A 25,733-nucleotide genomic window follows, 5' to 3' on the forward strand; every position below is an offset into this window, starting at 1 on the left:
GTAAGCGCGGTTGAGGCAAGGCAGACTCCGCCGCGAGGTGGGCGGTGCCCGATATGCCTCCATCGTGCCACCTCGGTCCGAGAAGCAATCCTTATGCGCACAAACTCGCACAAACTCGTATTCCCAGCCTCACGCGCAGAACGCTTCGATCAGCGCGGCGACCTGTTCGGGCTGATCGTGATGAACCATATGACCGGCGTCGTCGATGATCTTCTCGCGCCAGTCGGGAAACGCGCGGAAACGCGCCTTGAATTCGTCGAGCGGAATGTCGCCTGCCAATTGCGCGAGCGTGGGCGACGCAGCGGCCTCCACATGAAGCACCTTCGCGGCGACCTTCGACCACACCGCCATGACTTCGTCGAGCCGGTACAGCAGCGGCCCACGCAGCTTGTGGGCGGGGTCGGCGAGCAGCATGTAGCCGCCCTCGCCGTCCGGCTTCGACCAGTGGCGCGCGAGAAAACCCGCGCGCGCAGGGTGCAGACGCGGATTGGTCTTGATGAGGCGCGCGGCGACGTCGTCGAGCGACGCGTAGCGGCGCAGCGCTGACGGCTCACGCAGATCGTCGAGCCAGGCCCGCAGTCGTCCCGGCGACTGCGCGGCACGGGCCGGCGCGAGACCGAAGCCTTCCAGATCCACGACGCGCCGCACGCGTTCGGGCCGCACGCCCGCATACAGGCACACCACGTTGGCGCCCATGCTGTGCCCGACGAGATTCACCTGCCCCTCGGGCGCGTAGTGATCGAGCAACGCGTCAAGGTCGGCGAGATATTCCTGGAACCAGTAAGTGCCGCCGCCGCGCTCGGCGACCGGCCAGTCGGAGAGACCGAATCCGCGCGCGTCGGGCGCGATGACCTGCCAGTCGCCGCCCAGGGCATCGACGACGAACTGGAACGACGCGGCGACGTCCATCCAGCCGTGCAACATGAACAGCGTTGGGGCGTCGGGGCGGCCCCAGCGCAAGGTGTGCAAACGGACGCCGCGGACGGTGACGAAATCGGACTGGGGAGCATTCATGTGCGCCTGCCGCAAAAAAGAATGATCGTTCTATTATAGCGGTAGCGAGTAGCCGGCGCCGGGCACCGCTTTTTTGTGGCTTCGATGTGCTGCTGCGCCGGTTGCCCGTCGCTTTTTTCAGCCATCTCCGCCAGCAGCGTCTTCACCGGCGGCGAGCTTTGTCAGCGCGGTCAGCTCCGCCTCGTCGAATCCGGCCTCGCGCCGGGCGTCGAAATTGAATGGACCACGCAGGCGCGGGGCCTTGTAGCGCTCGGCCAGCGCGAGCCAGGTCTCGTGCGGATCGAGCCGCCGCTCCGTACACAGGTGCCGGAACCAATGGTTTCCGATCAGAACGTGCCCCACTTCGTCGCGCAGGATCACGTCGAGGATGGCGGCGGAGGCATGGTCGCCCGCCTGGACGAGGCGCGCGCGAATGGGCGGCGACGCGTCGAGGCCGCGCGCCTCCAGCGTGCGCGGCACGAGCGCCATGCGGGCCAGCACATCGTCGCGCGTGCGTTCGCACATTTCCCACAGACCGTCGTGTGCGGGAAAGTCGCCGTAGGTCGCGCCGAAGTCGGCTAGCCGCGCGGCAAGCAGCGAAAAATGATGCGCCTCTTCGGCAGCAACCTTCAGCCAGTCGCGATAAAAGCGCTCGGGCATGCCGGCAAAGCGCCAGACAGCATCGAGCGCAAGATTGATCGCGTTGAACTCGATATGCGCAAGCGCGTGCAGCAGGACCGCCCGCCCCTCTACGGTGCGCATGCTGCGCCGCTGGAGTAACCGCGGTTCGACCAGTTCGGGCCGTGCGGGGCGGCCCGGCAGCGCAGCCGGTTCGTCGAACGTTCGCGCCGGGTCGCATTGGGCGGTACCGGCAAGCACGCTTGCGTACAGCGCGCTTGCTGCCCGGGCCTTCGTCGCCGGGTCGCACTCGGTCAGTACAGTCAGCGCAACAGCGCGGGCGCCCGTCACCTGAAGCCCGGAGCCGGAAGCATTTGCGGCGGCCGAGCAGGCGGCCCCACCCTGCCCGCTGGCGCAAGGGGCGGAACGGGAAACAGCCGGCAAAGCCGCTTCCTCGCCATGGCTCGCAGCGACGACGGCCGGGGAATTTGAGTCGGGACGGGCGGAATTCATACGGCAGCAAGATGGAAAACGGGCGCGGCGGCGCACGGCGGCATTGTGCCAGACGGCCTCTTCACGCATCCATTTACAATACGGGATTGACCTTGCAGCGCCCCGCGCGTCCAACCAGCGGCGCCCCCACCCCATCTGAAGGAGACAGTTCCCCGTGGCAATCTACAAGCTTGGCGACGCCGCCCCGACCATCCACGAAAGCGTGTTCGTCGCGGACACGGCGACCGTCATCGGCAAAGTCACGCTGGACGAAAATTCGAGCGTCTGGTTCGGCGCGGCTATCCGCGGCGACAACGAACCGATCACGATCGGCCGCGGCAGCAACGTCCAGGAAGGCGCGGTGCTGCATACCGACCCCGGTTATCCGCTCTCGATCGAAGCCGGCGTGACGGTCGGCCACCAGGCCATGCTGCACGGCTGCACGATCAAGGAAGGCGCGCTGATCGGCATTCAGGCCGTGGTCTTGAATGGCGCGGTGATCGGCCGCAACTGTCTGGTGGGTGCCGGCGCCGTGGTGACGGAAGGCAAGGTGTTCCCCGACAACTCGCTCATCCTCGGTGCGCCCGCCAAGGTGGTGCGCGAGCTAACGGAGGAAGACATCGCAAAACTGCGCCGCAACGCAGACAACTATGCGGAACGCCGCGCCTGGTTCAAGGCGAACCTCGTGCGGATCGGCTAGTGCCGATGGGGCCGCCTGACCACGACGCATCATCCGTGTCCGGGGCATCCCGCAGGCCTCGCCAGCAAGGAACAGGCAAGACAGCGGCAGCGCGCAGGCAGCGCAACGCCGTGTAATTCAGCGAAGGAAATATTGTGAGCGACCAGTTGCAGAAATTCATGTTCAGTGCGGCCCCGGTGCGCGGCGAGATCGTCTCGCTGCGCAATACGTGGCAGGAAGTACTGACGCGCCGGACGTACCCTGCGCCCGTGCAGACCGTGCTTGGCGAAATGATGGCCGCGTGCGCGCTGCTGTGCGCCAATCTGAAGTTCGACGGCACGCTGATCATGCAGATCTTCGGCGACGGGCCCGTCAAGATGCTGGTCGTGCAGTGCAATTCGGAACTGTCGATGCGTGCCACGGCACGCTACGGAGACGCCACGCCAAATGTAATCGGCGAAGAAGCAAGCCTTGTCGATCTCGTGAACGTCAACGGCAATGGCCGTTGCGTGATCACGCTGGATCCGCACAGCAAGGTGCCAGGGCAGCAGCCTTATCAGGGCATCGTGCCGCTCAACGGCGAAGACGGTCCGCTGCAGTCTGTCGCGGCCGTGCTCGAGCACTACATGCACCACTCCGAGCAGCTGGACACGCGTCTGTGGCTCGCAGCGAACACCGAACGCGCGGTCGGCATGCTGCTGCAGAAACTGCCCGGCGACGGCGGGATCGTGCCGCATCCCGGCGAACTCGACGCCGACACGTGGGAGCGCGTGTGCACGCTCGGCAATACGCTCTCGCAGGAAGAACTGCTGAAGGAAGAGCCGCAGACGGTGTTCCGCAGGCTCTTCTGGCAGGAGAACGTGCGCCATTTCGATCCGGCGCCGGCGCGCTTCGAGTGTTCGTGTTCTCGCGAAAAGGTGGGCGCCATGCTCAAGATGCTGGGCCGCCCGGAAGTGGACAGCGTGATCGAGGAACGCGGCCACGTCGAAATTCATTGCGACTTCTGTAATCAGCGGTATGAATTCGACCCTGTGGACGTCGCGCAACTTTTCGTCGCGAGCGGTCTCTCAGAAGGAGTCGCGCCTGCGGCCGGACAGCGGCACTGAGCTGCTGCGCTGAACCGGCACGAATGCGCATCGCTTCCGCTCAGTCCGTCAGGACACCGCGGGAGCAACAGAAAGTGTTAAACGGCGGCGCCTCGCGGGGTGATCTTGTTTAGGCGTCCGACTGATGGAGGTCGCCATGAATGCTCACAACCGTCCCTCGCTCGCGCTGCGTACGCGCTTCGCCCTGTCGACGCTGGGCGTGGCAGTCGCCTTGAGCGGCTGCATGATGGACCCGCCGGGCCCCTCGCCCATCTATAGCCGCCTGCCCGCCGACCCGTCCGGCGTGCCAACAGGCGCCCAGGCATTGACGCCACAAGAACGACAACGTTACGACGCGATCGACAAGCAGGTGCTCGCCGACCAGAACCGCGCCATCGCCGCCGAACAGGCAGCCGAAACGTGGTCGCGCTATTACTCGCCGCCGGCGCCCATGACGGTCTACGGCAGCTACTACGACGGCGGGTGGGGACACGGCTGGGGGACGGGAATCGGATACGGTTATCCGGGCTGGGGATGGGGATGGTGACAATACGGATGGCGTCACCACTGCCGGTGTTCAGCCAGTGCTCTTCGGCTTGACGTTCTTGCCGTGCGCGTCCTTTGCGGCGCGCGCATGTTTCTTGTCGGGCTTCGCACGAGATTCCGGATTCGGCACCACACGCACGGGCGCCGCCGAAACTTCCCCGCGCGTCGAAGTATTCGGCGCCACGTTGTTCGATGCAGGCAGCGGCGCATTCGGCGAGACGAACTGCACGAATACCTCGCTGTCCTTCACCATGCCCATTTCGTAGCGCGCCCGCTCTTCGACGGCGGACGTCCCGCTCTGCAGATCCTGCACCTCGCCGGCAATGCGCTCGTTGCGCAGCTTTTCGTCAGCGTTTTTCTTCTGCTGCTCGGCCAGTTGCTGCTGCAGTTCATGGACACGCAGCCAGCCGCCATGCCCCCACCAGAGGGGGTACTGGATCAACACCAGCAGAATGATCAGAACGACAGTGACAAGCCGCATGAAAGGAGCCGGACAATACAAGTCGCCCTGCGCTATACGCAGGGCGACGGGGAAGGATCAAAAACCAGGAACGGCGCTGACGTTCATCAACGCAGATTGTAGAACGTCGACTTGCCCGGGTAGCTCGCGATATCACCGAGGTCTTCTTCGATACGCAGCAGCTGGTTGTACTTCGAGATGCGGTCGCTGCGCGAGAGCGAACCAGTCTTGATCTGACCAGCGTTCAGGCCCACCGCGATGTCGGCGATGGTCGAATCTTCGGTTTCGCCCGAGCGGTGCGAGATCACAGCCGTGTAACCCGCGCGCTTGGCCATCTCGATGGCGGCGAACGTTTCGGTCAGCGTGCCGATCTGGTTGATCTTGATGAGGATCGAGTTCGCGATGCCCTTCTCGATGCCTTCCTTCAGGATGCGCGTGTTGGTAACGAAGAGGTCGTCGCCTACGAGCTGGATCTTCTTGCCGAGGCGCTCGGTCAGCAGCTTCCAGCCGTCCCAGTCGCCTTCGTGCATGCCGTCTTCGATCGAGACGATCGGGAACTTGTCGGCCAGCGTGGCGAGGTAGTCGGTGAACTCCGCCGACGACAACTGCAGACCTTCGCCCGCGAGCTGGTACTTGCCGTCGTGATAGAACTCGCTCGCCGCGCAATCGAGCGCGAGCAGCACGTCTTCACCGGCACGGTAGCCGGCCTTCTCGATGGCCTGGAGAATCGTGGAGAGGCATTCATCGTTGCTGCCGAAGTTCGGCGCGAAACCGCCTTCGTCGCCCACGGCCGTGCTCATGCCGCGGTCCGACAGAATCTTCTTGAGCGCGTGGAACACTTCCGCGCCGCAACGCAGCGCTTCGCGGAAGGTCGGCTGGCTCACCGGGACGATCATGAATTCCTGGATGTCGAGGCTGTTGTTCGCGTGCGCGCCGCCGTTGACGATGTTCATCATCGGAACCGGCAACTGCATCGCGCCCGATCCACCGAAATAGCGGTAGAGCGGCAGCCCTGCTTCTTCTGCGGCGGCCTTCGCCACGGCCATAGACACCGCGAGCAGCGCGTTCGCGCCCAGACGCGACTTGTTGTCCGTACCGTCGAGCTCCAGCAGCGTCTTGTCGAGGAACGCCTGTTCCGACGCGTCGAGGCCCATGATTGCCTCGGAAATCTCGGTGTTGATGTGCTCGACCGCCTTCAGCACGCCCTTGCCGCCGTAGCGGCCGGTTTCGCCGTCGCGCAGTTCGATCGCCTCGCGCGAGCCGGTGGACGCGCCCGACGGCACCGCCGCGCGGCCCATCGTGCCCGACTCGAGCAACACGTCGCATTCGACAGTGGGATTGCCTCGCGAATCCAGAATCTCACGACCGATGATGTCTACGATTGCACTCATGGTTTCCTCAGGAAATGACGTTGAATTCTTACGGCGACGACGGCGTTCGAACCGCCCGGGCATCGTCCGGGCATCGCTGCCGCACGCGGCTCGCGGCGGGCACCCCACACGACGCGCGCCCGCGCGGGACGCGCATCAGTTGAAATCGTGCTCGAGGAACGGCTTGCGCTTCACGGCCTCGTCGAGCGTGAGCAGCGTTTCGAGCAGGTCCGCCATGCGGTTGAGCGGCACCGCGTTGGGACCGTCCGACTTCGCCTCGGCCGGGCGCGGGTGGGTTTCCATGAAGAGCCCCGCCACGCCCGTCGCGACGGCCGCGCGTGCCAGCACCGGCACGAACTCACGCTGACCGCCCGAACTCGTGCCCTGCCCGCCCGGCAACTGCACCGAGTGCGTGGCGTCGAACACGACCGGCGCGCCCGTCTCGCGCATGATCGCAAGCGAACGCATGTCGGACACGAGATTGTTGTAACCGAATGAAACGCCGCGTTCGCAGGCGAGGAAGCGGTCTTCGGAGAGCCCCGCTTCGCGGGCCGCTTCGCGCGCCTTGTCGATCACGTTCTTCATGTCGTGCGGCGCGAGGAACTGGCCCTTCTTGATGTTGACCGGCTTGCCCGAACGCGCACAGGCGTGGATGAAATCGGTCTGACGACACAGAAACGCCGGCGTCTGCAGCACGTCCACCACCGAAGCAACCGGTTCGATTTCAGCTTCGCTATGCACGTCGGTCAGCACCGGCAGGCCGAGCTGGCGCTTCACTTCGCCGAGAATACGCAGCCCTTCGTCCATACCGAGCCCGCGAAACGACTTGCCGCTGCTGCGATTGGCCTTGTCGTACGAGGATTTGTAGATGAACGGCACGCCGAGCTTCGCGCAGATTTCCTTGAGGCGACCGGCCGTGTCGATCGTCATCTGCTCCGACTCGACCACGCAGGTGCCCGCGATCAGGAAAAACGGCTTGTCGAGACCGACCTCGAACCCGCACAGCTTCATGCCTGCTCCTTGACGCGCGACTGTTGGCAAGCGAGCGCCGCTTCGACATACGCCTTGAAGAGCGGATGGCCGTCACGCGGCGTCGACGTGAACTCGGGGTGAAACTGCACGCCGACGAACCAGGGATGCAGGTCGCGCGGCAGCTCCATCATTTCCGGCAGATCTTCGCTCGGCGTGCGCGCGCTGATGACGAGGCCGCCCGTTTCGAGCTGCGGCACGAAGCGGTTGTTGACCTCGTAGCGGTGGCGGTGACGCTCGTTGACGTCCTTGCCGTAGATCTCCGAGGCCATCGTGCCCGGCTTGATCGGGCAACGTTGCGAGCCGAGGCGCATGGTGCCGCCCAGGTCCGACTCCTCGTCGCGCTTTTCGACCTTGCCTTCGCGGTCGTACCACTCGGTAATGAGTGCGACGACGCGGTTCGGCGTTTCCGGATCGAACTCGGTGCTGTTGGCGTCCTTGAGGCCCACCACGTGGCGCGCGAACTCGATCACGGCGAGCTGCATGCCGAGGCAGATGCCGAGGTACGGCACCTTCGCCTCGCGGGCGTACTGGATCGCCTTGATCTTGCCTTCGGTACCGCGCCGGCCGAAGCCGCCCGGCACGAGCACCGCGTCGAGACGCTTCAGGCTTTCGACGCCCTCGGTCTCGATCTGCTCGGAGTCGATGTACTCGATGTTGACCTTCGTCGACGTATGGATCGACGCGTGCTTGAGCGCTTCGATGAGCGACTTGTACGACTCGGTGAGATCGACGTACTTGCCGACCATGCCGATGGTCACTTCATGCTTCGGATGCTCGAGCTTCTCGACCATCTCCGACCACACGGAGAGGTCCGCGGGCTTCGGCGAGAGCTTCAGTTCCTCGCACACGATCGCGTCGAGCCCCTGGTCGCGCAGCATCTGCGGAATCTTGTAGATGCTGTCCACGTCCCACACCGAAATCACGGCGTCCTGCGGCACGTTCGAGAAGAGCGAAATCTTCTGGCGTTCGTCGTCGGGAATGCGGCGGTCGGCGCGGCACAGCAGCACATTCGGATAGATACCGATCTCGCGCAGCTTCTGCACGCTGTGCTGCGTGGGCTTGGTCTTCAGTTCGCCCGCCGTTGCGATGAACGGCACCAGCGTGAGGTGGATGAAGCACGCGTTGTTGCGGCCCATGCGCAGGCTCATCTGGCGCGCGGCTTCGAGGAACGGCAGCGATTCGATGTCGCCCACCGTGCCGCCGATTTCCACGATCGCCACGTCCGGCTCGCCACACGTGGCCGATGCCGCGCCGCGCTCGATGAACGCCTGGATTTCGTTGGTAATGTGCGGGATGACCTGCACCGTCTTGCCGAGATAATCGCCGCGGCGTTCCTTGCGGATCACCGATTCGTAGATCTGGCCCGTGGTGAAGTTATTGGCCTTGCGCATCTTCGTGCTGATGAAGCGCTCGTAGTGGCCGAGGTCGAGGTCGGTTTCCGCTCCGTCTTCCGTCACGAACACTTCGCCGTGCTGAAACGGGCTCATCGTGCCGGGGTCGACGTTGATGTAGGGATCGAGCTTGAGGAGGGTGACTTTCAGACCGCGCGATTCGAGGATCGCGGCGAGAGAGGCGGCGGCAATACCCTTGCCGAGGGATGAAACTACGCCGCCGGTGACGAAAACATATTTGGTCATCGCTGGATGCTCGCGGGAAAAACGGATTATACCGTAAAGGCTCGCCTTTCCTGGAATCCGTCCCCGCAAAAATCACCACGCGAGGGGGCGGCGAAGTGTGCCGCGAAGCAACGCGCCGCTACCCTCCGCGTTCGAGCCGGCGCAGCATGCCGAGCACCGCGCGCGCGGTATCGATGGGCCGCTCCATCGGGTAGAGATGGCTGCCTTCCATCCATTCGATGTTGCCGCCCGCGGCGAGCTGCGTCGCCGCGAGTCCCACCTGGCGAATCTCCTTCGAGCGCGTGCCCGCGATGAACCCGACCGGCACCGGCGCACCATGCGCGAGCCGTGCACCGAGCGTATGCGGCAACGTGCGGTAGATCAGGTATTCGATGCGCCGATCGAACGCGAGCGAGCGGCCGCCGTCGGGCGCCGTTTGCGGAATACCGAAGTCGATGTAGTCGGACAGCACGCGCTCGTCCCAGCGCGCGAACGCCGGCTTCGCATGGAAGTGCCGCCACGCCTCGTCGCGGCTCGCCCAGTGCGTGCGGCGCGTGCGGGTTGCCGCGGCGGGCGAGAGCCGCTCGTCGAGCCCGGTCCACTGCGAGACACGCAGCACGCTGCTGCGCCAGCCGGCGATCACAGGCGAGTCGAGCATCACGACGCCCCTCACCCACTGCGGGCGCCGCAACGCCGCCATGAGCGACAGATACCCGCCCAGCGAATGACCGACGAGCCATACCGGCTGCTCGTACGAACGTTCGACGTCCGCGAGCAGCTCCTCGACGAGATGCGGCCAGTCGCGCGTGACGGGATACCGCGGGTCGTGACCAATGCGCTCGACGAAGCGGATCTCGTAGTCGTCGGCGAGTTCGGCGAAGAGCGTCCGGTAAGTGGGCGCCGGAAAACCGTTCGCGTGCGAGAAGTGGATGACGTTCTTCAAATGCGTGTTGTCTCCTTGATGGTTCTCGACGGTGCTCGATGGTTCTCGATGGTTCTCGATGGTTCTCGATGGTTCTCGACGGTTCTCGATAGTTCTCGACGGCGCTCGCGGATGCTTCGCGTCCCGCTGCTCTTCGCCGCCGGTCGTGGAAGCGTTGCCCGTGCCGCGCCTGAAGGCCCGTTCCACCTGCTCGCTCCTGCCTTCGCGCTAGCGATCCATCCAGTAGCGCCGATGCGTCTCGCGATAGCGCTCAGGCACGAGCGACGACAGCGCGTTTTGCGCCTGCGCGCCCGCGGCATCGCGTCGAACCGTCGCCACATCGAGCCTGACCGCGCCGTCCACGTCGCTGCGCGTGAGCGTCGCCTCACGCGCCTCGTAGCGGGCGAGCACGCGCGGATTCGGGTGGTGGAAACGGTTGCGATAGCCTACCTGAAATATCGCGACGAGCGGCTCGACGGAATCGAGGAACGGCTCGGTAGACGAGGTCGCGCTGCCGTGATGCGGCACGACCAGCACCTGGGCGCGCAAGGCCGCGCGGTTGCGGGCGATCAGCGCGCGTTCGGTTTGCGCGTCTGCATCCGCGCTGAGGAGTGCAGATGGCAAAGGCGGGTCAGGCACTGGCGTAGCGTTTGAAGTGGCCCGCGCCGATGCGCCTGCTGCCGCGCCCATCGCCGAACTTTCCGGCACCGCGGCCGTCACGCGCAGCACGCAGCAATGCTCGTTGGTCTTGCCGCGCAGCGGGCCGGGATCCGGCCACAGCATCTCGAAGGCGACGCCGTCCCACTGCCAGCGCTGCCCCGCCGCGCACTGCACGGTCTGCGCGCCGGCTGCACGCGCTGCCGCCCACAGCGGATGCGAGGGCGCGACAGCGGCCAGCATCTGCCCCACCTCGACACCGTCGAGCACCGCCGCCGCGCCGCCCGAATGATCGGAGTCGTCGTGGCTCACCACCAACGCATCGAGCCGCCGCACGCCGCTCGCATCGAGGTACGGCACGACCACGCGCTCGCCGGCGCGCGTCGATTCGGGCCCGGGCCCGGCGTCGAACAGCAAGGTGTGCCGCGCCGTTTCGATCAGCACAGAGGAACCCTGACCGATGTCGAGCGCGGTCAGACGAAACGCGCCCTCGGCCGGCCCGGACGGCGGCGGCGCGAGCAACGGCAGCAAGGCGAGCGGCGCCGCCCAGCGTAACGGCCAGCCGCGCGGCGCGAGGCACCAGAGCACGCCCACCGCCGCCGCGGCGAGCGCCCAGGCGCTGGGCGTCGGCACATGAAGCAGCGCCCACGCAGGACGCGAGACCCCTTGCAGCGCCACTGCGAGCCACACGAGCAATTCGTGCGCGGCACGAAAAGCCAGCGCATCGAGCGGCGCGGGCAGCACGCACCCGGCGAGCACGATAGGCGTCACGACGACGCTCACCCAGGGAATGGCGAACGCATTCGCAAACGGTCCGATGAGCGGGATCTGCGCAAACCACCAGGCCGTGAGCGGCGCGAGCGCGATGGTCACGGCGAACTGCACGTGAGCGCCTTCGCGCAGCCATGCGCCGACTGCGCTGCTCATTCGCCGAATGCGTATTGCGAGTTGAGCCATTCGTTGCGCCATTCGTTGCGGGCGATGGTCGTGGCTGCGCAGTCCATCCGCGTCGCGCTCCACGTCATCGAGCCCGTGCGCGGACGTCGCTTCCCGTCGCCGTACCGTGCGCGACATCGCGAAGAAGATGGCCGCGACCGCGCCGAACGACAGCCAGAACCCTGCCGACACCACCGCCCACGGGTCGATCACCAGCACGATGCCGAGCGCCCACGCGAGCGCCGTGGACCGGGCTACCTGACGGCCGCTCACGAACGCAAGCCCAATCACGGCAAGCATCCACAACGCGCGCTGGGCCGGCACGTTGAAACCGGCCAGCCCGGCATATAAGGCCGCCACCAGTGCACCGCCGACCACGGCAACTTTCTGAGCAGGCACGATCAGCGGCCAGTCGCGTCCGACGAAACACGAGCGCCGCCACAAGGCAGCAACGAGCCAGCCCACCATGCCGGCCACCAGACCGATATGCAGACCGGACACCGCCACCAGATGGCTCGTGCCGGTGCGCCGCATCAGCCGCCAGTCGTCGTCGCCGATGAGATCCTGGGCCCCGTTCGCCAGCGCAACCACGATGCCGCGATGCGGCGCGTCGCCCAGTGCTGCGACGATGCGCTCGCGCAGCGCCATGCGTGCGCGTTCAAGCGCGATGCCCACGCCGCGTTCGTCGCCGGCGAGGCGCTGCGCGTTCTGCGTGGCGCTCACGTAGCCCGTGGCTCGCACGTTGCGCGCAATGAGCGCAGCTTCCGCGTCGCGCACGCCGAAGTTCGCCGTGCCATGCGGACGTTTCAGCCGCACCGTGAGACGCCAGCGCTGCCCGGGTTCCAGCGTCGGCACCGGCGCGTCACGTGCGATCCACGAAAGCTGCAGGCGCCGCGCAAAGCGTTTGGGCGCGGCAAGATGCTGCGCTTCGGCCACTTCGGTCGCTTCGGTCGCCGCGCCCACGAGCACCGCGGATTCCACTGCGAACTGAAAGCGCACACCGTTGGCATCCACGGCGGGCAGGTTCTCGATATAGCCCTGCACGTCGATGTCGCGCCCTTCCCACGTCTTGGGCAGCTCGTACGCGAGCCGCGTCTCGGCGCGCCATGCCGCATAGACGAATCCGATGCAGGCCGCGGCTATCCAGATGGCGCACCAGCCACCAGCACGAACGAATCGCCTGCGGCCGCCTCGCAACACCGCAGCCGCCGCGCCCACCGACATCGCTGCAACCAGCAACCACGCCATGACAACGCGCACGCCCGGCAACGCCGCCTGCTGCTGCAACCCCACCACGCCTAACGCAAACCCGCACCACACTGCCCGCATGCCGTCTCCCGATCCAGCGCGGCCCATTCCGATGCGAAGCCGTATCGGCACGAACGCCGCCCGGACGGTACGACATCCGGCCACGCGTTGCTTCGAGCGCATCGAAAACCAACCGCGCAGCCGCCTCGCCCTTCGTTGCGCAAAAGCCAAACGAAGACGAAGGCGAGCCGCGCGAGGCCACCTCTAACAGGAAACGATTATGAAGACGAAAGCGCGAGCCGCGGCAGCGCGGCGTGCGCGTTAGCCGTTGTGCCGAGGGCGAGTGCGTCCTCACTCATGCCGCGCAGTTCGGCCAGCACCGCGCCGATGCGCGAGACCTGATCCGGCGTGTTGCGGCCGCGATAGATCCATGAGGGCGCAATGTCGGGTGCATCGGTCTCGACAACGATCGCATCGAGCGGCAGTTGCTGCGCGAGCCGCCTGATCTGCAGCGCGCGCTCGAACGTCAGATTGCCGCCGAAGCCGAGGTGGATGCCGTGATCGAGATAAGCCTGCGCCTGCTGGAAGCTGCCGTTGAACGCATGCGCGATGCCGCGATGCACGCCGTGCCGTCGGAGCCCCTTCAGCACCTGGTCCTGCGATTTGCGCACGTGGCAGATCACGGGCAGATCGAACGCGCGCGCCAGTTCGAGTTGCGCCTGGTAGAAGTGCTGCTGGCGCGCCTCGTCGAGCCCGGGCACGAAAAAATCGAGCCCGATTTCGCCGATGCCGACGAAGCGCTCGTCGTCCATGCTTGCCTCGATTTCCATGCGCAGCCGGTCGAGGTCCGCTTCGTCCGCGTGCGGCGTAAAGAGCGGATGAATGCCGAGCGCGTAGGTGCCGCCTTCCACGCGATGCGCAAGCTCGCGCACGGTCGCAAAATTCTCGCGCCCCACGGCCGGAATCACGATGCGGCCCACGCCCGCTTGCCGCGCCGCGCGCGCCACCGTCTCGCGGTCTTCGTCGAACTCGGCCGCGTCGAGATGACAGTGCGTATCGATCCACATGGCAATGCCCTCCTCGCGACGGGCCGCCGCAAGGCGCGGGCCCGGCTTGCGGCGCGTCCGCTGCTCGATCCGGCGATCCTGCGATCGAACCATCGAAACGCGCCGCAGGTTCAGCCGTGATGCGCCAACGGCTCCTCGTGCAGCGTGCCGTCGCGCAGCCGCAGGATGCGGTCGCAACGGCCGGCCAGGTCGGGATCGTGCGTGACGATCACGAAACTCGTTTCGAGCGTTTCGGAAAGCTCGAGCATCAGGTTGAACACCGTGTCGGCGGTGGTGCCGTCGAGGTTGCCGGTAGGCTCGTCGGCGAGCACGCAGGCGGGCTTCGTCACCAGCGCCCGCGCAATCGCCACGCGCTGCCGTTCGCCGCCCGACAGCTCGCCCGGCCGGTGCTTCGCCCGATGTCCCAGCCCTACGCGCTCGAGCATCGCGAGCGCTTCGCGGCGCGCGTCCTCGGTCGCCATGCGGCGAATGCGCAACGGCATCGCGACGTTATCGAGCGCGGAAAACTCGGGCAGCAGGTGGTGAAACTGATAGACGAAGCCGAGCGCGCGGTTGCGCAGATCGTTGCGCTCGCGCTCGGAAAGCTGCGTGAACGGCTTGCCGAGCACGGACACGGCGCCCGCGCTGGGTTCGTCGAGCCCGCCCAGCACGTGCAGCAGCGTGCTCTTGCCCGACCCCGAGGCGCCCACGATGGCGAGCTTCTCGCCGCGCTTCACGACGAGTTCCGCGTCTGTGAGCACCGACACGTCGAGGCCGCCCTGCACGAACGACTTCGAGATGCCGCTCGCTTCGAGCACGTAAGGCGAGTGGCCGGCCGGGCCTGCGGCCTTCGCGGCAGCAAGAGAGAGATCATTCATAGCGCAGCGCCTCCGCCGGGCGAACCTTCGCGCCGCGCCAGCTGGGATAGAGCGTAGCGAGCGCCGAGAGCAGGAAGGCAATGCCGCCGATGCGAATCACGTCGGAGGCAACCAGCTCGGAAGGCAGCTCGCTGATGAAGTAGACGGACGGCGGCAGGAACTGCACGCCGAGCAGGTGTTCGATCATCGGCACGAGCCACGGGATGCTCCAGGCGATGAGGCAGCCCAGCGCGACGCCCGTTGCCGTGCCGACGAAGCCGATGGTCACGCCCTGCACGACGAAGATTTTCATGATGGAGCCCGGCTGCGCGCCGAGCGTACGCAGAATCGCGATGTCGGCCTGCTTGTTGGTGACCGTCATCACGAGCGACGAGACGAGATTGAACGCGGCCACCGCGATGATCAGCGTGAGGATGATGAACATCATGCGCTTTTCGATCTGCACGGCCGAGAACCAGGTCTTGTTCTGCTGTGTCCAGTCACGGATGTAGAGGTCGCCCGAAAGCGTGCGCGCCAGTTGGTGCGCGACCTCGGGCGCGCGCTGCATGTCCTTCAGGCGCAGCCGCACGCCGGTGGGCGCCGGCAGCCGGTAAAGCGCTTGAGCGTCGCGGATGTTCACGAGCGCAAGCGTGCTGTCGTATTCGTAGTGGCCCGACTCGAACACGCCCGCCACGGTGAACTGCTTGAGGCGCGGCAGGATGCCCGCGGGCGTCATGGAGCCTTCGGGCGCGACAAGCGTGATCTTGTCGCCCATCTGCACGCCGAGGTTGGCCGCGAGATCCGCGCCCAGCACGATGTCGAAGCTGCCCGGCGTGAGATCGGTCAGTTGCCCCGCCTTCATTTCCTTACCGATATCGGAGACTTCCGGCTCCAGCGACGGCTCCACGCCGCGCAGCGCCACGCCGCTCACGGTATCGCCGCGCGTCAGAAGCGCCTGGGCATCCACATACGGCGCCGCGCCGATCACCGAGGGGTTCTGCCGCGCCTCTTTCGCAGTGAGCTGCCAGTCGGGCATCGATCCCGTCGGCGAAAAAATTTCGACGTGCGCAAGCACCGAGAGCATGCGGTCGCGCACTTCGCGCTGAAAGCCGTTCATCACCGAGAGCACCACGATGAGCGCCGCCACGCCGAGCGCGATGCCCGACATGGAAACGAGCGCGATGAACGAGATGAAGCCGTTGCCGGTCGTGCGTTTGCCTGCGCGCGTGTAGCGCAGGCCGATCTGATATTCGTAGGGAAGTTTCAAGCGAATCCTTGTTTGCGCCCCCGGCGCGTGATTCCTGTGGTGATTCCTGTGGTGATGCCTGTCGTGCAACTGCGCTGCGACGCGCCGGGCGGACGCAGTGCGGACCATCTTGCAACGTGTGGCGAGCCGGCCGCGCATCGTCAGCCCAGTCAGCCCATTGTCGAGTTGGGCGCGGATGGCGGCCGATGGTTCCGTCCCGCAGCCGTCCCGGCGCGCCGTGGCGATCAAATCAACCGCGAAGTTTGCCATACAATGCGCACCATCATGCACGTCGAACCCCTCCACCGTCTGCACCTGCTCCTGCCTTTCGCGCTGCCCTCCGCAGCCGACGCTTCCACCGCGCTTGCCCATCTCGCCCACCCCGCGCTCGACCAGTTGGTGGCGCGTGCGACGCTCGTGGAGCGTGTGATCGGCGAAGACTTTCAGCGCACGCTGCCGCACGAGCGCTGGGTGGCACGCCGCTTCGGCGCGGTGCCCGCCGGCGCCGCGGCGGCGGACGAAGCGCCGCTCGCGCCGTACATGCTGCGCGCCGACGGCGGCAAGCCGGGCGATGCCACGTGGGCATGCGTGGAACCCGTGCACGTGCGCATTGCGCACGACCATCTCGTGCTGGTCGATCCGGCCGCGCTCGAACTGACCGACGAAGAAGCCGCCGTGCTCCACGACCTCGCGCGGCCGCTCATCGAAGAACTGGGCGTACGCATGGAGGCGCCGACGCCAAGACGCTGGTACCTCTCGAGCGACGCGTTCGGCACGCTCGCGGGCGCCTCGCCGCTGCGCGCGAGCGGCCGCAACATCGAAATCTGGCTGCCGCATGAGGCCCATACCGGGGAACGCTCGCGCCTCTGGATGAAGCTGCAGAACGAGATCCAGATGGCCTGGTTCGAGCATCCCGTGAACGAGGCGCGCGAGGCGCGCGGCCTGCCGGCCGTCAATTCGATCTGGTTCCACGGCCAGGGCGCGGCGCAACCCGTCACGAGCCCGTTCGCTCGCGTGTACTCGGATGCGGTCGCTACGCGTGGCCTCGCACTCGCGGCACAAACGCCGCACGACACACCGCCCGCGACGTTCGTGGCGTTCGCGGCGTTGCGCGAAGCGCAACCGCGCCCGGACGACGGCGCAACGCTCGTCGAACTCGATCCGTTCTCCGTACCGTTCGTCGAACAGGACTGGGCACGCTGGAACGCGGCATTCGCGGCGCTCGAACGCGACTGGTTCGCGCCCGCCCTCGCCGCGCTGCAAAAGGGCGAACTGCGCGCGCTCGAACTCACGCTGTGCGGCGACACGGGCTCGGTCACGCTCGCCGTCACGCGCGGCGACCTGCGCAAATTCTGGCGCCGGCGCATCTTCGCGTCGCTTTTCATCGAATGAGCGCGGCGCTTCGGCATCCGCTCAGGCATCCGCTCCGGCCGGCCGCCCTGCGCCGACGCCCGAACAACTGCCACAACCACCACCACCGCCACAACCGCAGCAGCACGCACCGAACAGCATGACCCGAATCGTTACCCGCGCAGCGTCCATGGCTGACGTTGAAGTCCTGATCCGGCACGGCCTGCATCCCGTGCTCGCGCGCCTCTACGCCTCGCGCGGCGTGTGCGAACCGGGCGAGATCGAAACCGGCCTCGCGCGCCTCACGCCACCCGCCATGCTGAGCGGCTGCGACAAAGCCGCCGCGCTGTTGGCCGATGCCATCGAAGCAAAACGCCGCATGCTCGTGGTGGCCGACTACGACTGCGACGGCGCCACCGCCTGCGCCGTCGCGGTGCGCGGCCTGCGCATGTTCGGCGGCGAGGTGGACTACCTCGTGCCGAACCGCTTCGAGTACGGCTACGGGCTCACGCCGGAGATCGTCGCACTCGCGGCAACCCGGCCGGGCGGCAAGCCCGATCTGCTCATCACCGTGGACAACGGCATTGCGAGCGTCGAGGGCGTGGAGGCGGCCAACGCGCTCGGCATCGACGTACTGGTCACCGACCATCACCTGCCCGGCGACACGCTGCCCGCCGCACGCGCCATCGTCAACCCGAACCAGCCGGGCTGCGGCTTTCCGAGCAAATGCATTGCAGGCGTGGGCGTGATGTTCTACGTGCTGCTCGCCGTGCGCGCGGAACTGCGCCGGCGCGGCGCCTTTAATGACGCACGCGCCGAGCCGCGGCTCGACGGCCTGCTCGATCTCGTGGCGCTCGGCACCGTGGCCGACGTCGTGAAGCTCGACGCGAACAACCGCGTGCTCGTCGCGCAAGGCCTGCAGCGCATCCGCAACGGCCGCATGCAGCCGGGCATCGCCGCGCTCTTTCGGGCCGCGGGACGCGACGCGCGCAGCGCTTCGGGCTTCGACCTCGGTTTCGCGCTCGGCCCGCGGCTGAACGCGGCGGGACGTCTCTCGGACATGTCGCTCGGCATCGAATGCCTCACCACCGACGACGTGGGCCGCGCCTGGCAACTCGCGCAGCAGCTCGACGCGATGAACCGCGAGCGCCGCGAGATCGAGGCCGGCATGCAGCAACAGGCGCTCGACGACCTCGCGCTCGTCGACCCCGCAGGCGCCGCCACCATCACGCTCTTCAACCCCGCCTGGCATCAAGGGGTGATCGGCATCGTCGCGGGGCGGCTCAAGGAACGTTTCCATCGCCCCGTATTCACGTTCGCGCCCGCCGACGAGACTGGCGTGCTCGCGCGCGGCTCGGGCCGCTCGATTGCGGGCTTTCATCTGCGTGATGCGCTCGACCTCGTCTCGAAGCGCGAGCCGGGGCTGATCCTGAAGTTCGGCGGCCACGCCATGGCGGCCGGCCTCACGATCGCCTGTGCCGACGTGGCGCGCTTCACCGCCGCGTTCGAGTCCGTGGGGCGCGAATGGCTGTCCGACGACGCGCTCGCGCGCATCGTGGAGACCGACGGCGAACTCGAAGACGCGTACTTCACGCCGCAATTCGTCGAGATGCTCGATGCCGCGGTCTGGGGCCAGGGCTTCCCTGCGCCGGTCTTTTCGGGCGAATTCGACGTGGTCTCGCAGGCGCTCGTGAAGGACCGGCATCTCAAACTGCAACTGCTGCGCGGCCGCCAGCGCTACAACGCGATCTGGTTCAACCACACCGACTTGCTGCCGGCGCGCGCCATGCTCGCCTACCGGCTCGCCTCCGACACCTGGAACGGCGTTTCGCGGGTGCAGCTGATCGTGGAACACGCGGCGGCGTGACCGCGCGATCGGCTATAATTTCACGTTTTTACAGCATCAAATCAGGACCGACATGGAAGCGGAACGTCTGAACGCGATCGAAAGCTCTCTCGCCGACCTGCGCCGTCGCGCAGACGAGCTTCGGGGGTATCTTTGACTACGACGCCAAATCTGCGCGTCTAGCCGAAGTCGACAAGGAACTCGAAGACCCGAACGTCTGGGACGATGCGAAGCACGCCCAGGCACTCGGCAAGGAAAAGAAGCTGCTCGAAGGCGTGGTCACCTCCCTCACCGGCATCAGCAACGACCTGCGTGACACGCAGGAACTGTTCGAGATGGGCCGCGAGGAAAACGACGAAGACACGCTCGTCGCCTGCGAAGCCGACGCGGCCGCCATCGAGAAGCGCGTCGCCGACCTCGAATTCCGCCGCATGTTCGCGAACCCCGCGGACCCGAACAACGCCTTCATCGACATCCAGGCCGGCGCCGGCGGCACCGAAGCGTGCGACTGGGCGTCGATGCTGCTGCGCCAGTACCTGCGCTACTGCGAACGCAAGGGCTTCAAGGCCGAAGTGCTCGAAGAGTCCGAAGGCGACGTGGCCGGCATCAAGAGCGCGACCATCAAGGTAGAAGGCGAATACGCCTACGGCTTTTTGCGCACCGAAACCGGCATTCACCGCCTCGTGCGCAAGTCGCCGTTCGATTCGTCGGGCGGGCGCCACACCTCGTTCTCGTCGGTGTTCGTGTATCCCGAGGTGGACGAGTCGTTCGAAATCGACATCAATCCGGCCGATCTGCGCATCGACACGTTCCGCGCGTCGGGCGCGGGCGGTCAGCACATCAACAAGACCGACTCGGCCGTGCGGATCACGCACATTCCGACCGGCATCGTCGTGCAGTGCCAGAACGACCGCTCGCAGCACCGCAACCGCGCCGAAGCAATGGCCATGCTGAAGTCGCGCCTCTACGAGGCTGAACTGCGCAAGCGCCAGGCCGAGCAGGACAAGCTCGAATCGAGCAAGTCGGACGTGGGCTGGGGCCATCAGATTCGCTCCTACGTGCTCGACCAGAGCCGCGTGAAGGACCTGCGCACCAACGTCGAAATGAGCAACACGAAAGCGGTGCTCGACGGCGACCTCGACGACTTCATCAGCGCGAGCCTCAAGCAGGGCGTATAAGCCGCGCCGGCCCGCTACCGAACATCAACCGATCATGACCGAACCCACCCAGCCGAACGCCGCCCCCGAACTGGACGACAACCAGATCATGGCCGAGCGCCGCGAAAAGCTGCGCGCGCTGCGCGAGCAAGGCGTCGCCTACCCCAACGACTTCCGTCCCACCCACCAGGCCGCGGCACTGCAGTCGGCCTACGCCGAGGCCACCAAGGAAACGCTCGAAGCCGAAGCGCTCGACGTGGCCGTGGCCGGCCGCATGATGCTCAAGCGCGTGATGGGCAAGGCGAGCTTCGCGACGGTGCAAGACGGCTCGGGCCAGATCCAGTTCTTCATCACGCCCGCCGACGTGGGCGAAGCCACCTACGACGCGTTCAAGAAGTGGGACCTGGGCGACATCGTCGCGGCGCGCGGCGTGCTGTTTCGCACCAACAAGGGCGAGCTTTCGGTGCGCTGCACGGAACTGCGCCTGCTCTCGAAGGCGCTGCGTCCGCTGCCGGACAAGTTCCACGGCCTCGCAGACCAAGAAATGCGCTACCGCCAGCGCTACGTCGACCTGATCGTGACGCCCGAGGCACGCAAGACCTTTGTGGCGCGCACGAAGGCGATCTCGTCGATTCGCCGCTTCATGTCCGACGCCGAATTCATGGAAGTGGAAACGCCGATGCTGCACCCCATTCCGGGCGGCGCGGCGGCCAAGCCGTTCATCACGCACCACAACGCGCTCGACATGGAAATGTTCATGCGCATCGCGCCGGAGCTGTATCTGAAGCGGCTGATCGTGGGCGGCTTCGAGCGCGTGTTCGAGATCAACCGGAATTTCCGCAACGAGGGCGTCTCGCCGCGCCACAACCCGGAATTCACGATGATGGAGTTCTACGCCGCGTACACCGACTACACGTGGCTCATGGACTTCACCGAGCGGCTGATCCGCCAGGCCGCCATCGATTCGCTCGGCACGGCCACCCTCGTCTACCAGGGCCGTGAGCTGGATCTCGGCAAGCCGTTCCATCGGCTCACGATCACGCAGGCCATCCAGAAGTACGCGCCGGACTACACGCCGGCCCAACTGGGCGATGAAGCGTTCCTGCGCACCGAACTGAAGAAGTTCGGCGTGGACACCACCGAACCCAAGTTCCTGAACTCGGGACTCGGCGCGCTGCAACTCGCGCTCTTCGAAGAAACCGCGGAATCGCAGTTGTGGGAGCCCACCTACATCATCGACTACCCGGTGGAAGTCTCGCCGCTCGCACGCGCGTCGGACAAAGTGCCGGGCATCACCGAGCGTTTCGAGCTGTTCATCACGGGGCGCGAAATCGCGAACGGCTTCTCGGAACTCAACGATCCGGAAGACCAGGCTGCACGCTTCAAGAAGCAGGTCGAGCAGAAGGACGCCGGCGACGAGGAAGCGATGTACTACGACGCCGACTACATCCGCGCCCTGGAATACGGCATGCCGCCGACCGGTGGCTGCGGCATCGGCATCGACCGGCTCGTCATGCTGCTCACGGACAGCCCGAGCATCCGCGACGTGATCCTCTTCCCGCACCTGCGTCGCGAAGACTGATCGCAGAGTGGCGCCGTCGGCGTATTGCGGCGAAACCGCCGGTGGGTTGATCTGAGAAAGCGCTGGGCATATCGCCCGGCGCTTTTTGTTTGCGCTCCCCCTCACCGCGCGTGGCGCATGCAGCATACGTTCCTGGCTTTTCCCGATGCTTGTAACTATCGGTAAATGGATTCGATCCCGTTTCCGTGCCGCGTGGCGGTGCAGCGGCCAAAGGCCGCACCGACGCGGTTTTGCCGGACCGGAGCGTAGCCTCGCCTCTCCTCGCCGGCTGCCCGCCGGATTTGGTTACAAAGTGAAAAAGTCGGATGGATCGAAGTGGGCGACACTTGGTCTGATAAACACCGACTCTGTCACGACGGAGGCCATAAATGAATAACCCGACCAACGTTCAACCCACACAGACGCGCCGCCTTCATCCGCTCATTGCCGTCGCCGCGGGCGCTGTCATCGTGGCAAGCCTCGCCGCCACCGCAGCCATTACCGGCCTGTTCCCGAAGGCCACGAGCGGCAGCGCCGAGAACAATCAGGTTCAGTCCGCGGCCATTGCGTCGCAGCCCGTGGTCGATTCTTCGCAGCCGGCGAACCCCAACACGTACGCCCAAACGCAACAACCCACGCAGACGCAGCAACCGGTGCCGGTTCAACGGGCCCCTGCTCAGCCCGCGCCGGGCCAGGAAGCTCAGTACGCGCAACAAGCCGCACCGGGACAGCAACCGCAGACATATGCCCAGCAACAGCCCTACGCGCAGCGTGAACCGGCACAGCCCGCGTACTGCCAGAGTTGCGGCACCGTGGAAGCGATCTCGGCCGTACGCACCGAAGGCCACGGAACCGGTATCGGCGCAGTAGGCGGTGCCGTTGCGGGCGGCGTGGTCGGCAACCAGTTCGGTTCGGGCAACGGACGCACGGCCATGACGCTGCTCGGCGCGCTGGGTGGCGGTCTCGCCGGCAATTCGGTGGAAAAGCATCTGCGCAGCACCACCAGCTACTCGGTGCGCGTGCACATGGAGAACGGCAAGACCCGCTACTTCACGTATCACCAGGCGCCGCCGTTCCAGCAAGGCCAGCGCGTACGCATCGAGAACGGCACGCTGGTGGCTTACTGACTCACTGCGAGAGCGCCTCGCTGGCGGCCCCGGCGCTCGCTGGCAACGCTCCGATGTCCCGATACGAAAAAGGCGATTCGCAAAATGTGCGAATCGCCTTTTTCGTTTCCTGATCGCGCGAACGATCCACTTCCCGTCAGTAGTCGGCGTCTTCGATCCACGCCGCCTGAATCGCCTCCAGAATCTTTTCGTTCGACCGGTTCGGGTCGTCGTCAAAGCCCTCGAGTTCGGTCACCCAGCGGTGCAGATCCGTAAAACGCACGTACTGCGGATCGACCTGCGGATGGGTGTCCGTGAGGGCCATCGCAATGTCTTGCGTGTCGGTCCATTTCATGGCGGCTCGCTCCTGTCAGTGGTTCTCTTTCGCGTGGTTGATCGAATAGCGCGGGATCTCGATCACGAGGTCCTCGCTCTGCGGCACGATCGCCTGGCACGACAGACGCGAAGTGGGTTCGAGGCCCCATGCCTTGTCGAGCAGGTCATCCTCGTCTTCCTCGGACGGCGTGAGCGCTTCGAAACCTTCGCGCACGACGACATGGCAGGTCGTGCACGCGCAGGACTTCTCGCACGCGTGCTCGATCTCGATGCCGGCGTCGAGCAGCGTATCGCAGATGCTCTTGCCAGGCGTAGCTTCGATGACGGCGCCATCCGGGCACAGTTCGACGTGGGGCAGCACAACGATTTGAGGCATGACCAATTCCGTTTGATTAGCGGTTCGGGCGCGGCCACCGGTCGTCGACGATCGGGTTCCGCATCATTTTACCTGGGGCGCGCGCGGCGCAGCATCGGGAAATCGCTGACGGCGCGGGCTTGTCGCGCGGGCTTGTCGCACGTACACAGCCGCATTGCGGGCGCCTCTCGGGCCCCCTTGCGCGCAGCGCCGAGTGGACTTCGTGGACGTCGAAAGCGTACGAGCCGCGACCGCCGCGATGAAGCGAGCGTTGCGACCCGAAAGCGATATGACGAAAGGCCCCGCTCACCCGATCTCGTCGAGCCGACGCCCGGCCAGCGCGCGCTTGATGCCCTTGTCCATGCGGCGCGCGGCGAATTCGTCGGTGCCTTCGGAGAGCGCTTGGGTCGCGGCCTCGATGGCATCGGCATCTTCGCCTGCCGCGACCTCGCGCAAGCCGGCCACGAGGCGGTCCAGCTCCGCACGCTCGGCGGCATCGAGCAGTTCGCCGTCGGCTGCGAGCGCCGCGCCGGTTGCTTCGATCAGGCGCTGCGCCTCGACCTGCGCTTCGCGCAGCGCGCGTGCCCGCATGTCGATCTCGGCCGACGTGTAGCTGTCTTCGAGCATCTTCGCGATGTCGTCGTCGGCAAGGCCGTACGAGGGCTTCACCACGACCGACGCCTCCACGCCCGACAACTGTTCGCGCGCGAACACGGACAGCAGGCCGTCCGCGTCCACCTGGAACGTCACGCGGATGCGCGCGGCGCCGGCGGCCATCGGCGGAATGCCGCGCAACTCGAAACGCGCAAGCGAGCGGCAGTCGGACACGAGTTCGCGCTCGCCCTGCACCACGTGGATCGCCATGGCGGTCTGACCGTCCTTGAACGTCGTGAAATCCTGCGCGCGCGCCACCGGAATGGTGGAGTTGCGCGGGATGATCTTCTCGGCGAGGCCACCCATTGTTTCGATGCCGAGCGACAGCGGAATCACATCGAGCAGCAGCCAGTCGTCTTCGCCGCGATTGCCGGCGAGCAGATCGGCCTGGATCGCCGCGCCGAGCGCCACCACCTGGTCCGGATCGAGATTCGTGAGCGGCGGCTGCCCGAAGAACGCTTCTACCGCACGGCGGATCACCGGCATGCGCGTCGCGCCGCCGACAAGCACCACGCCCTTGATGTCGGCGGGCGTCACCTTTGCGTCACGCAGGGCCTTTCTCGTCGGACCAAGCGTGCGCTGTACGAGGTCGCGCGTGAGCGTTTCGAAGGTCGCTTCGTCCACAGTGAGGTCGAGCTTCGTGCCGTTGGCGAGCGTCGCCTCGATCCTCGCCGTAGGCGCGGCCGAGAGCGCTTCCTTCGCCACGCGCACGTGGTCGAGCAGCAGGCGCACGTCTTCGGGCTCAAGCGTCTTCGCGTCGAGCCCCGCTTCGCCGAGCACTTGGCGGAACAACGCGTGATCGAAATCGTCGCCGCCGAGCGCCGAGTCGCCGCCCGCCGCCAGCACCTCGAACACGCCCTTCGTGAGCTTCAGGATCGAGAGGTCGAACGTGCCGCCGCCCAGGTCGTACACGGCGTAGAGGCCTTCGGCGCCGTTGTCGAGACCGTAGGCAATCGCCGCCGCGGTGGGTTCGTTGAGCAGGCGCAGCACGTTGAGGCCGGCAAGACGCGCGGCGTCCTTGGTGGCCTGGCGCTGGGCGTCGTCGAAATACGCGGGGACCGTGATCACCGCACCCACCAGTTCGTCGCCGAGCGTGTCTTCCGCGCGTTGCCGCAGCGTCGCCAGAATTTCCGCGGACACTTCCACCGGGCTCTTCACGCCGTCCACGGTACGGATCTGCACCATGCCGGGCGCGTCCACGAAATCGTAGGGCGCGTTTTCGGCGCCCTCCACTTCATGCTTGCCGCGCCCCATGAAGCGCTTCACGGACACGATCGTATTGCGCGGATCGAGCACCGCCTCCGCCTTCGCCACGCGGCCGATGCGGCGTCCGCCCTTTTCCAGGTAACGCACGACCGACGGCAGCAGCACGTGGCCCTCCTCGTCGGGCAGCACGTCGGGCAGGCCGTTGCGCACGGCCGCGACGAGCGAGTTCGTGGTGCCGAGGTCGATGCCGACGGCGAGCCGCCGCTGGTGCGGCGCGGGCGCCATGCCGGGTTCGGAGATTTGCAGTAGGGCCATCTGTGATGTGTGTCTCTGATCTCTCACGGGCCGCGTGGCCCGTC

General features: G+C 66.3%; 22 protein-coding genes. 8 read left to right on the forward strand and 14 right to left on the reverse strand.

Annotation, left to right across the window (positions count from 1 at the left end):
• Positions 1 to 129: 129 nt before the first annotated feature.
• On the reverse strand, positions 130 to 1,014 hold the full coding sequence (locus tag PKKP23_RS02950; RefSeq protein WP_126875727.1) for an alpha/beta fold hydrolase: 885 nt from the start codon (positions 1,012 to 1,014) through the stop codon (positions 130 to 132).
• Between the two features lie 117 nt (positions 1,015 to 1,131).
• Positions 1,132 to 1,962 (reverse strand): ferritin-like domain-containing protein, encoded by an 831-nt coding sequence (locus PKKP23_RS02955; protein WP_126875875.1) that lies wholly within the window; start codon positions 1,960 to 1,962, stop codon positions 1,132 to 1,134.
• Positions 1,963 to 2,278: 316 nt separating this feature from the next.
• Here PKKP23_RS02955 and PKKP23_RS02960 point away from each other — a divergent pair, with 316 nt between their 5' ends.
• From PKKP23_RS02960 to PKKP23_RS02970, 3 genes are all read left to right on the forward strand, one after another.
• Positions 2,279 to 2,803 carry a gamma carbonic anhydrase family protein gene (locus PKKP23_RS02960; protein WP_017778016.1) on the forward strand — a complete coding sequence of 175 codons (525 nt, stop codon included), beginning with the start codon at positions 2,279 to 2,281 and terminating at the stop codon, positions 2,801 to 2,803.
• 134 nt (positions 2,804 to 2,937) lie between these two features.
• Positions 2,938 to 3,888, forward strand: a complete 951-nt coding sequence (hslO, locus tag PKKP23_RS02965) for an Hsp33 family molecular chaperone HslO (protein WP_126875728.1) — start codon at positions 2,938 to 2,940, stop codon at positions 3,886 to 3,888.
• A 136-nt stretch (positions 3,889 to 4,024) separates the two neighbouring features.
• Positions 4,025 to 4,414 carry a hypothetical protein gene (locus PKKP23_RS02970; protein ID WP_126875729.1) on the forward strand — a complete coding sequence of 130 codons (390 nt, stop codon included), beginning with the start codon at positions 4,025 to 4,027 and terminating at the stop codon, positions 4,412 to 4,414.
• Positions 4,415 to 4,444: 30 nt separating this feature from the next.
• Here the strand turns inward: PKKP23_RS02970 and ftsB are convergent, their stop codons facing one another.
• The 9 genes from ftsB to PKKP23_RS03015 all read right to left on the reverse strand — a co-directional run bounded on the left by ftsB (position 4,445) and on the right by PKKP23_RS03015 (position 15,824).
• A complete protein-coding gene (gene ftsB / locus PKKP23_RS02975) occupies positions 4,445 to 4,894 on the reverse strand; it encodes a cell division protein FtsB (RefSeq protein WP_126875730.1) in 450 nt (149 codons plus the stop codon).
• 86 nt (positions 4,895 to 4,980) lie between these two features.
• Positions 4,981 to 6,264, reverse strand: a complete 1,284-nt coding sequence (gene eno / locus PKKP23_RS02980; RefSeq protein ID WP_017778012.1) for a phosphopyruvate hydratase — start codon at positions 6,262 to 6,264, stop codon at positions 4,981 to 4,983.
• 135 nt (positions 6,265 to 6,399) lie between these two features.
• Positions 6,400 to 7,254 carry a 3-deoxy-8-phosphooctulonate synthase gene (gene kdsA, locus PKKP23_RS02985; protein WP_126875731.1) on the reverse strand — a complete coding sequence of 285 codons (855 nt, stop codon included), beginning with the start codon at positions 7,252 to 7,254 and terminating at the stop codon, positions 6,400 to 6,402.
• Positions 7,251 to 8,912, reverse strand: a complete 1,662-nt coding sequence (locus PKKP23_RS02990) for a CTP synthase (RefSeq protein ID WP_017778010.1) — start codon at positions 8,910 to 8,912, stop codon at positions 7,251 to 7,253. Before PKKP23_RS02990 ends, kdsA begins: the two co-directional genes overlap by 4 nt.
• 118 nt (positions 8,913 to 9,030) lie before the next feature.
• Positions 9,031 to 9,834 carry an alpha/beta hydrolase gene (locus PKKP23_RS02995; protein ID WP_126875732.1) on the reverse strand — a complete coding sequence of 268 codons (804 nt, stop codon included), beginning with the start codon at positions 9,832 to 9,834 and terminating at the stop codon, positions 9,031 to 9,033.
• A gap of 207 nt (positions 9,835 to 10,041) precedes the next feature.
• Entirely contained in the window at positions 10,042 to 12,735 is a 2,694-nt protein-coding gene (locus PKKP23_RS03000) for a ComEC/Rec2 family competence protein (protein ID WP_126875733.1), read from the reverse strand.
• A gap of 197 nt (positions 12,736 to 12,932) precedes the next feature.
• The gene (locus PKKP23_RS03005; RefSeq protein ID WP_126875876.1) at positions 12,933 to 13,721 is read right to left on the reverse strand and encodes a TatD family hydrolase; all 789 of its coding nucleotides are present in this window, start codon (positions 13,719 to 13,721) and stop codon (positions 12,933 to 12,935) included.
• A gap of 110 nt (positions 13,722 to 13,831) precedes the next feature.
• Positions 13,832 to 14,578, reverse strand: coding sequence for a lipoprotein-releasing ABC transporter ATP-binding protein LolD (gene lolD, locus PKKP23_RS03010; RefSeq protein WP_017778005.1), 747 nt, complete (start codon positions 14,576 to 14,578; stop codon positions 13,832 to 13,834).
• Positions 14,571 to 15,824: a lipoprotein-releasing ABC transporter permease subunit gene (locus PKKP23_RS03015; protein WP_126875734.1), complete on the reverse strand. Its 1,254-nt coding sequence runs from the start codon at positions 15,822 to 15,824 to the stop codon at positions 14,571 to 14,573. Before PKKP23_RS03015 ends, lolD begins: the two co-directional genes overlap by 8 nt.
• A 252-nt stretch (positions 15,825 to 16,076) precedes the next feature.
• On the opposite strand from PKKP23_RS03015, the gene PKKP23_RS03020 reads away from it, so the two are divergent.
• From PKKP23_RS03020 to PKKP23_RS03040, 5 genes are all read left to right on the forward strand, one after another.
• The gene (locus tag PKKP23_RS03020; protein ID WP_126875735.1) at positions 16,077 to 17,195 is read left to right on the forward strand and encodes a regulator; all 1,119 of its coding nucleotides are present in this window, start codon (positions 16,077 to 16,079) and stop codon (positions 17,193 to 17,195) included.
• Positions 17,196 to 17,313: 118 nt separating this feature from the next.
• Complete coding sequence (recJ, locus tag PKKP23_RS03025) at positions 17,314 to 19,020, forward strand: single-stranded-DNA-specific exonuclease RecJ (protein WP_126875736.1); 1,707 nt, start codon at positions 17,314 to 17,316, stop codon at positions 19,018 to 19,020.
• 52 nt (positions 19,021 to 19,072) lie between these two features.
• A protein-coding gene (gene prfB / locus PKKP23_RS03030; RefSeq protein WP_126875737.1) for a peptide chain release factor 2 occupies positions 19,073 to 20,177 on the forward strand; the annotation gives its coding sequence in 2 pieces (ribosomal slippage) (positions 19,073 to 19,153 and positions 19,155 to 20,177; 1,104 coding nt in all).
• A gap of 34 nt (positions 20,178 to 20,211) precedes the next feature.
• Positions 20,212 to 21,738 carry a lysine--tRNA ligase gene (lysS, locus tag PKKP23_RS03035; protein ID WP_126875738.1) on the forward strand — a complete coding sequence of 509 codons (1,527 nt, stop codon included), beginning with the start codon at positions 20,212 to 20,214 and terminating at the stop codon, positions 21,736 to 21,738.
• Positions 21,739 to 22,106: 368 nt separating this feature from the next.
• Positions 22,107 to 22,844, forward strand: a complete 738-nt coding sequence (locus PKKP23_RS03040; protein WP_126875739.1) for a glycine zipper 2TM domain-containing protein — start codon at positions 22,107 to 22,109, stop codon at positions 22,842 to 22,844.
• Positions 22,845 to 22,980: 136 nt separating this feature from the next.
• On the opposite strand, the gene iscX is transcribed toward PKKP23_RS03040, so the two are convergent.
• From iscX to hscA, 3 genes are all read right to left on the reverse strand, one after another.
• Positions 22,981 to 23,178: a Fe-S cluster assembly protein IscX gene (gene iscX / locus PKKP23_RS03045; protein WP_017777997.1), complete on the reverse strand. Its 198-nt coding sequence runs from the start codon at positions 23,176 to 23,178 to the stop codon at positions 22,981 to 22,983.
• Between the two features lie 15 nt (positions 23,179 to 23,193).
• Positions 23,194 to 23,535: an ISC system 2Fe-2S type ferredoxin gene (gene fdx / locus PKKP23_RS03050; RefSeq protein ID WP_017777996.1), complete on the reverse strand. Its 342-nt coding sequence runs from the start codon at positions 23,533 to 23,535 to the stop codon at positions 23,194 to 23,196.
• Between the two features lie 285 nt (positions 23,536 to 23,820).
• Positions 23,821 to 25,689 carry a Fe-S protein assembly chaperone HscA gene (gene hscA / locus PKKP23_RS03055; RefSeq protein ID WP_126875740.1) on the reverse strand — a complete coding sequence of 623 codons (1,869 nt, stop codon included), beginning with the start codon at positions 25,687 to 25,689 and terminating at the stop codon, positions 23,821 to 23,823.
• Positions 25,690 to 25,733 lie beyond the last annotated feature (44 nt).

The organism is Paraburkholderia kururiensis JCM 10599 = LMG 19447, assembly GCF_003986935.1.
Lineage (GTDB): Bacteria > Pseudomonadota > Gammaproteobacteria > Burkholderiales > Burkholderiaceae > Paraburkholderia > Paraburkholderia kururiensis.

Bases quoted from the DNA above. Each gene is read 5' to 3' on its own strand.
- PKKP23_RS02990 (WP_017778010.1), bottom strand. From the start codon at position 8,912: ATGACCAAATATGTTTTCGTCACCGGCGGCGTAGTTTCATCCCTCGGC.
- PKKP23_RS02950 (WP_126875727.1), bottom strand. From the start codon at position 1,014: ATGAATGCTCCCCAGTCCGATTTCGTCACCGTCCGCGGCGTCCGTTTG.
- eno (WP_017778012.1), bottom strand. From the start codon at position 6,264: ATGAGTGCAATCGTAGACATCATCGGTCGTGAGATTCTGGATTCGCGA.
- PKKP23_RS03000 (WP_126875733.1), bottom strand. From the start codon at position 12,735: ATGCGGGCAGTGTGGTGCGGGTTTGCGTTAGGCGTGGTGGGGTTGCAG.
- hscA (WP_126875740.1), bottom strand. From the start codon at position 25,689: ATGGCCCTACTGCAAATCTCCGAACCCGGCATGGCGCCCGCGCCGCAC.
- PKKP23_RS03005 (WP_126875876.1), bottom strand. From the start codon at position 13,721: ATGTGGATCGATACGCACTGTCATCTCGACGCGGCCGAGTTCGACGAA.
- fdx (WP_017777996.1), bottom strand. From the start codon at position 23,535: ATGCCTCAAATCGTTGTGCTGCCCCACGTCGAACTGTGCCCGGATGGC.
- ftsB (WP_126875730.1), bottom strand. From the start codon at position 4,894: ATGCGGCTTGTCACTGTCGTTCTGATCATTCTGCTGGTGTTGATCCAG.
- PKKP23_RS02970 (WP_126875729.1), top strand. From the start codon at position 4,025: ATGAATGCTCACAACCGTCCCTCGCTCGCGCTGCGTACGCGCTTCGCC.
- PKKP23_RS03040 (WP_126875739.1), top strand. From the start codon at position 22,107: ATGAATAACCCGACCAACGTTCAACCCACACAGACGCGCCGCCTTCAT.
- lysS (WP_126875738.1), top strand. From the start codon at position 20,212: ATGACCGAACCCACCCAGCCGAACGCCGCCCCCGAACTGGACGACAAC.
- recJ (WP_126875736.1), top strand. From the start codon at position 17,314: ATGACCCGAATCGTTACCCGCGCAGCGTCCATGGCTGACGTTGAAGTC.
- lolD (WP_017778005.1), bottom strand. From the start codon at position 14,578: ATGAATGATCTCTCTCTTGCTGCCGCGAAGGCCGCAGGCCCGGCCGGC.
- kdsA (WP_126875731.1), bottom strand. From the start codon at position 7,254: ATGAAGCTGTGCGGGTTCGAGGTCGGTCTCGACAAGCCGTTTTTCCTG.
- iscX (WP_017777997.1), bottom strand. From the start codon at position 23,178: ATGAAATGGACCGACACGCAAGACATTGCGATGGCCCTCACGGACACC.
- PKKP23_RS03020 (WP_126875735.1), top strand. From the start codon at position 16,077: ATGCGCACCATCATGCACGTCGAACCCCTCCACCGTCTGCACCTGCTC.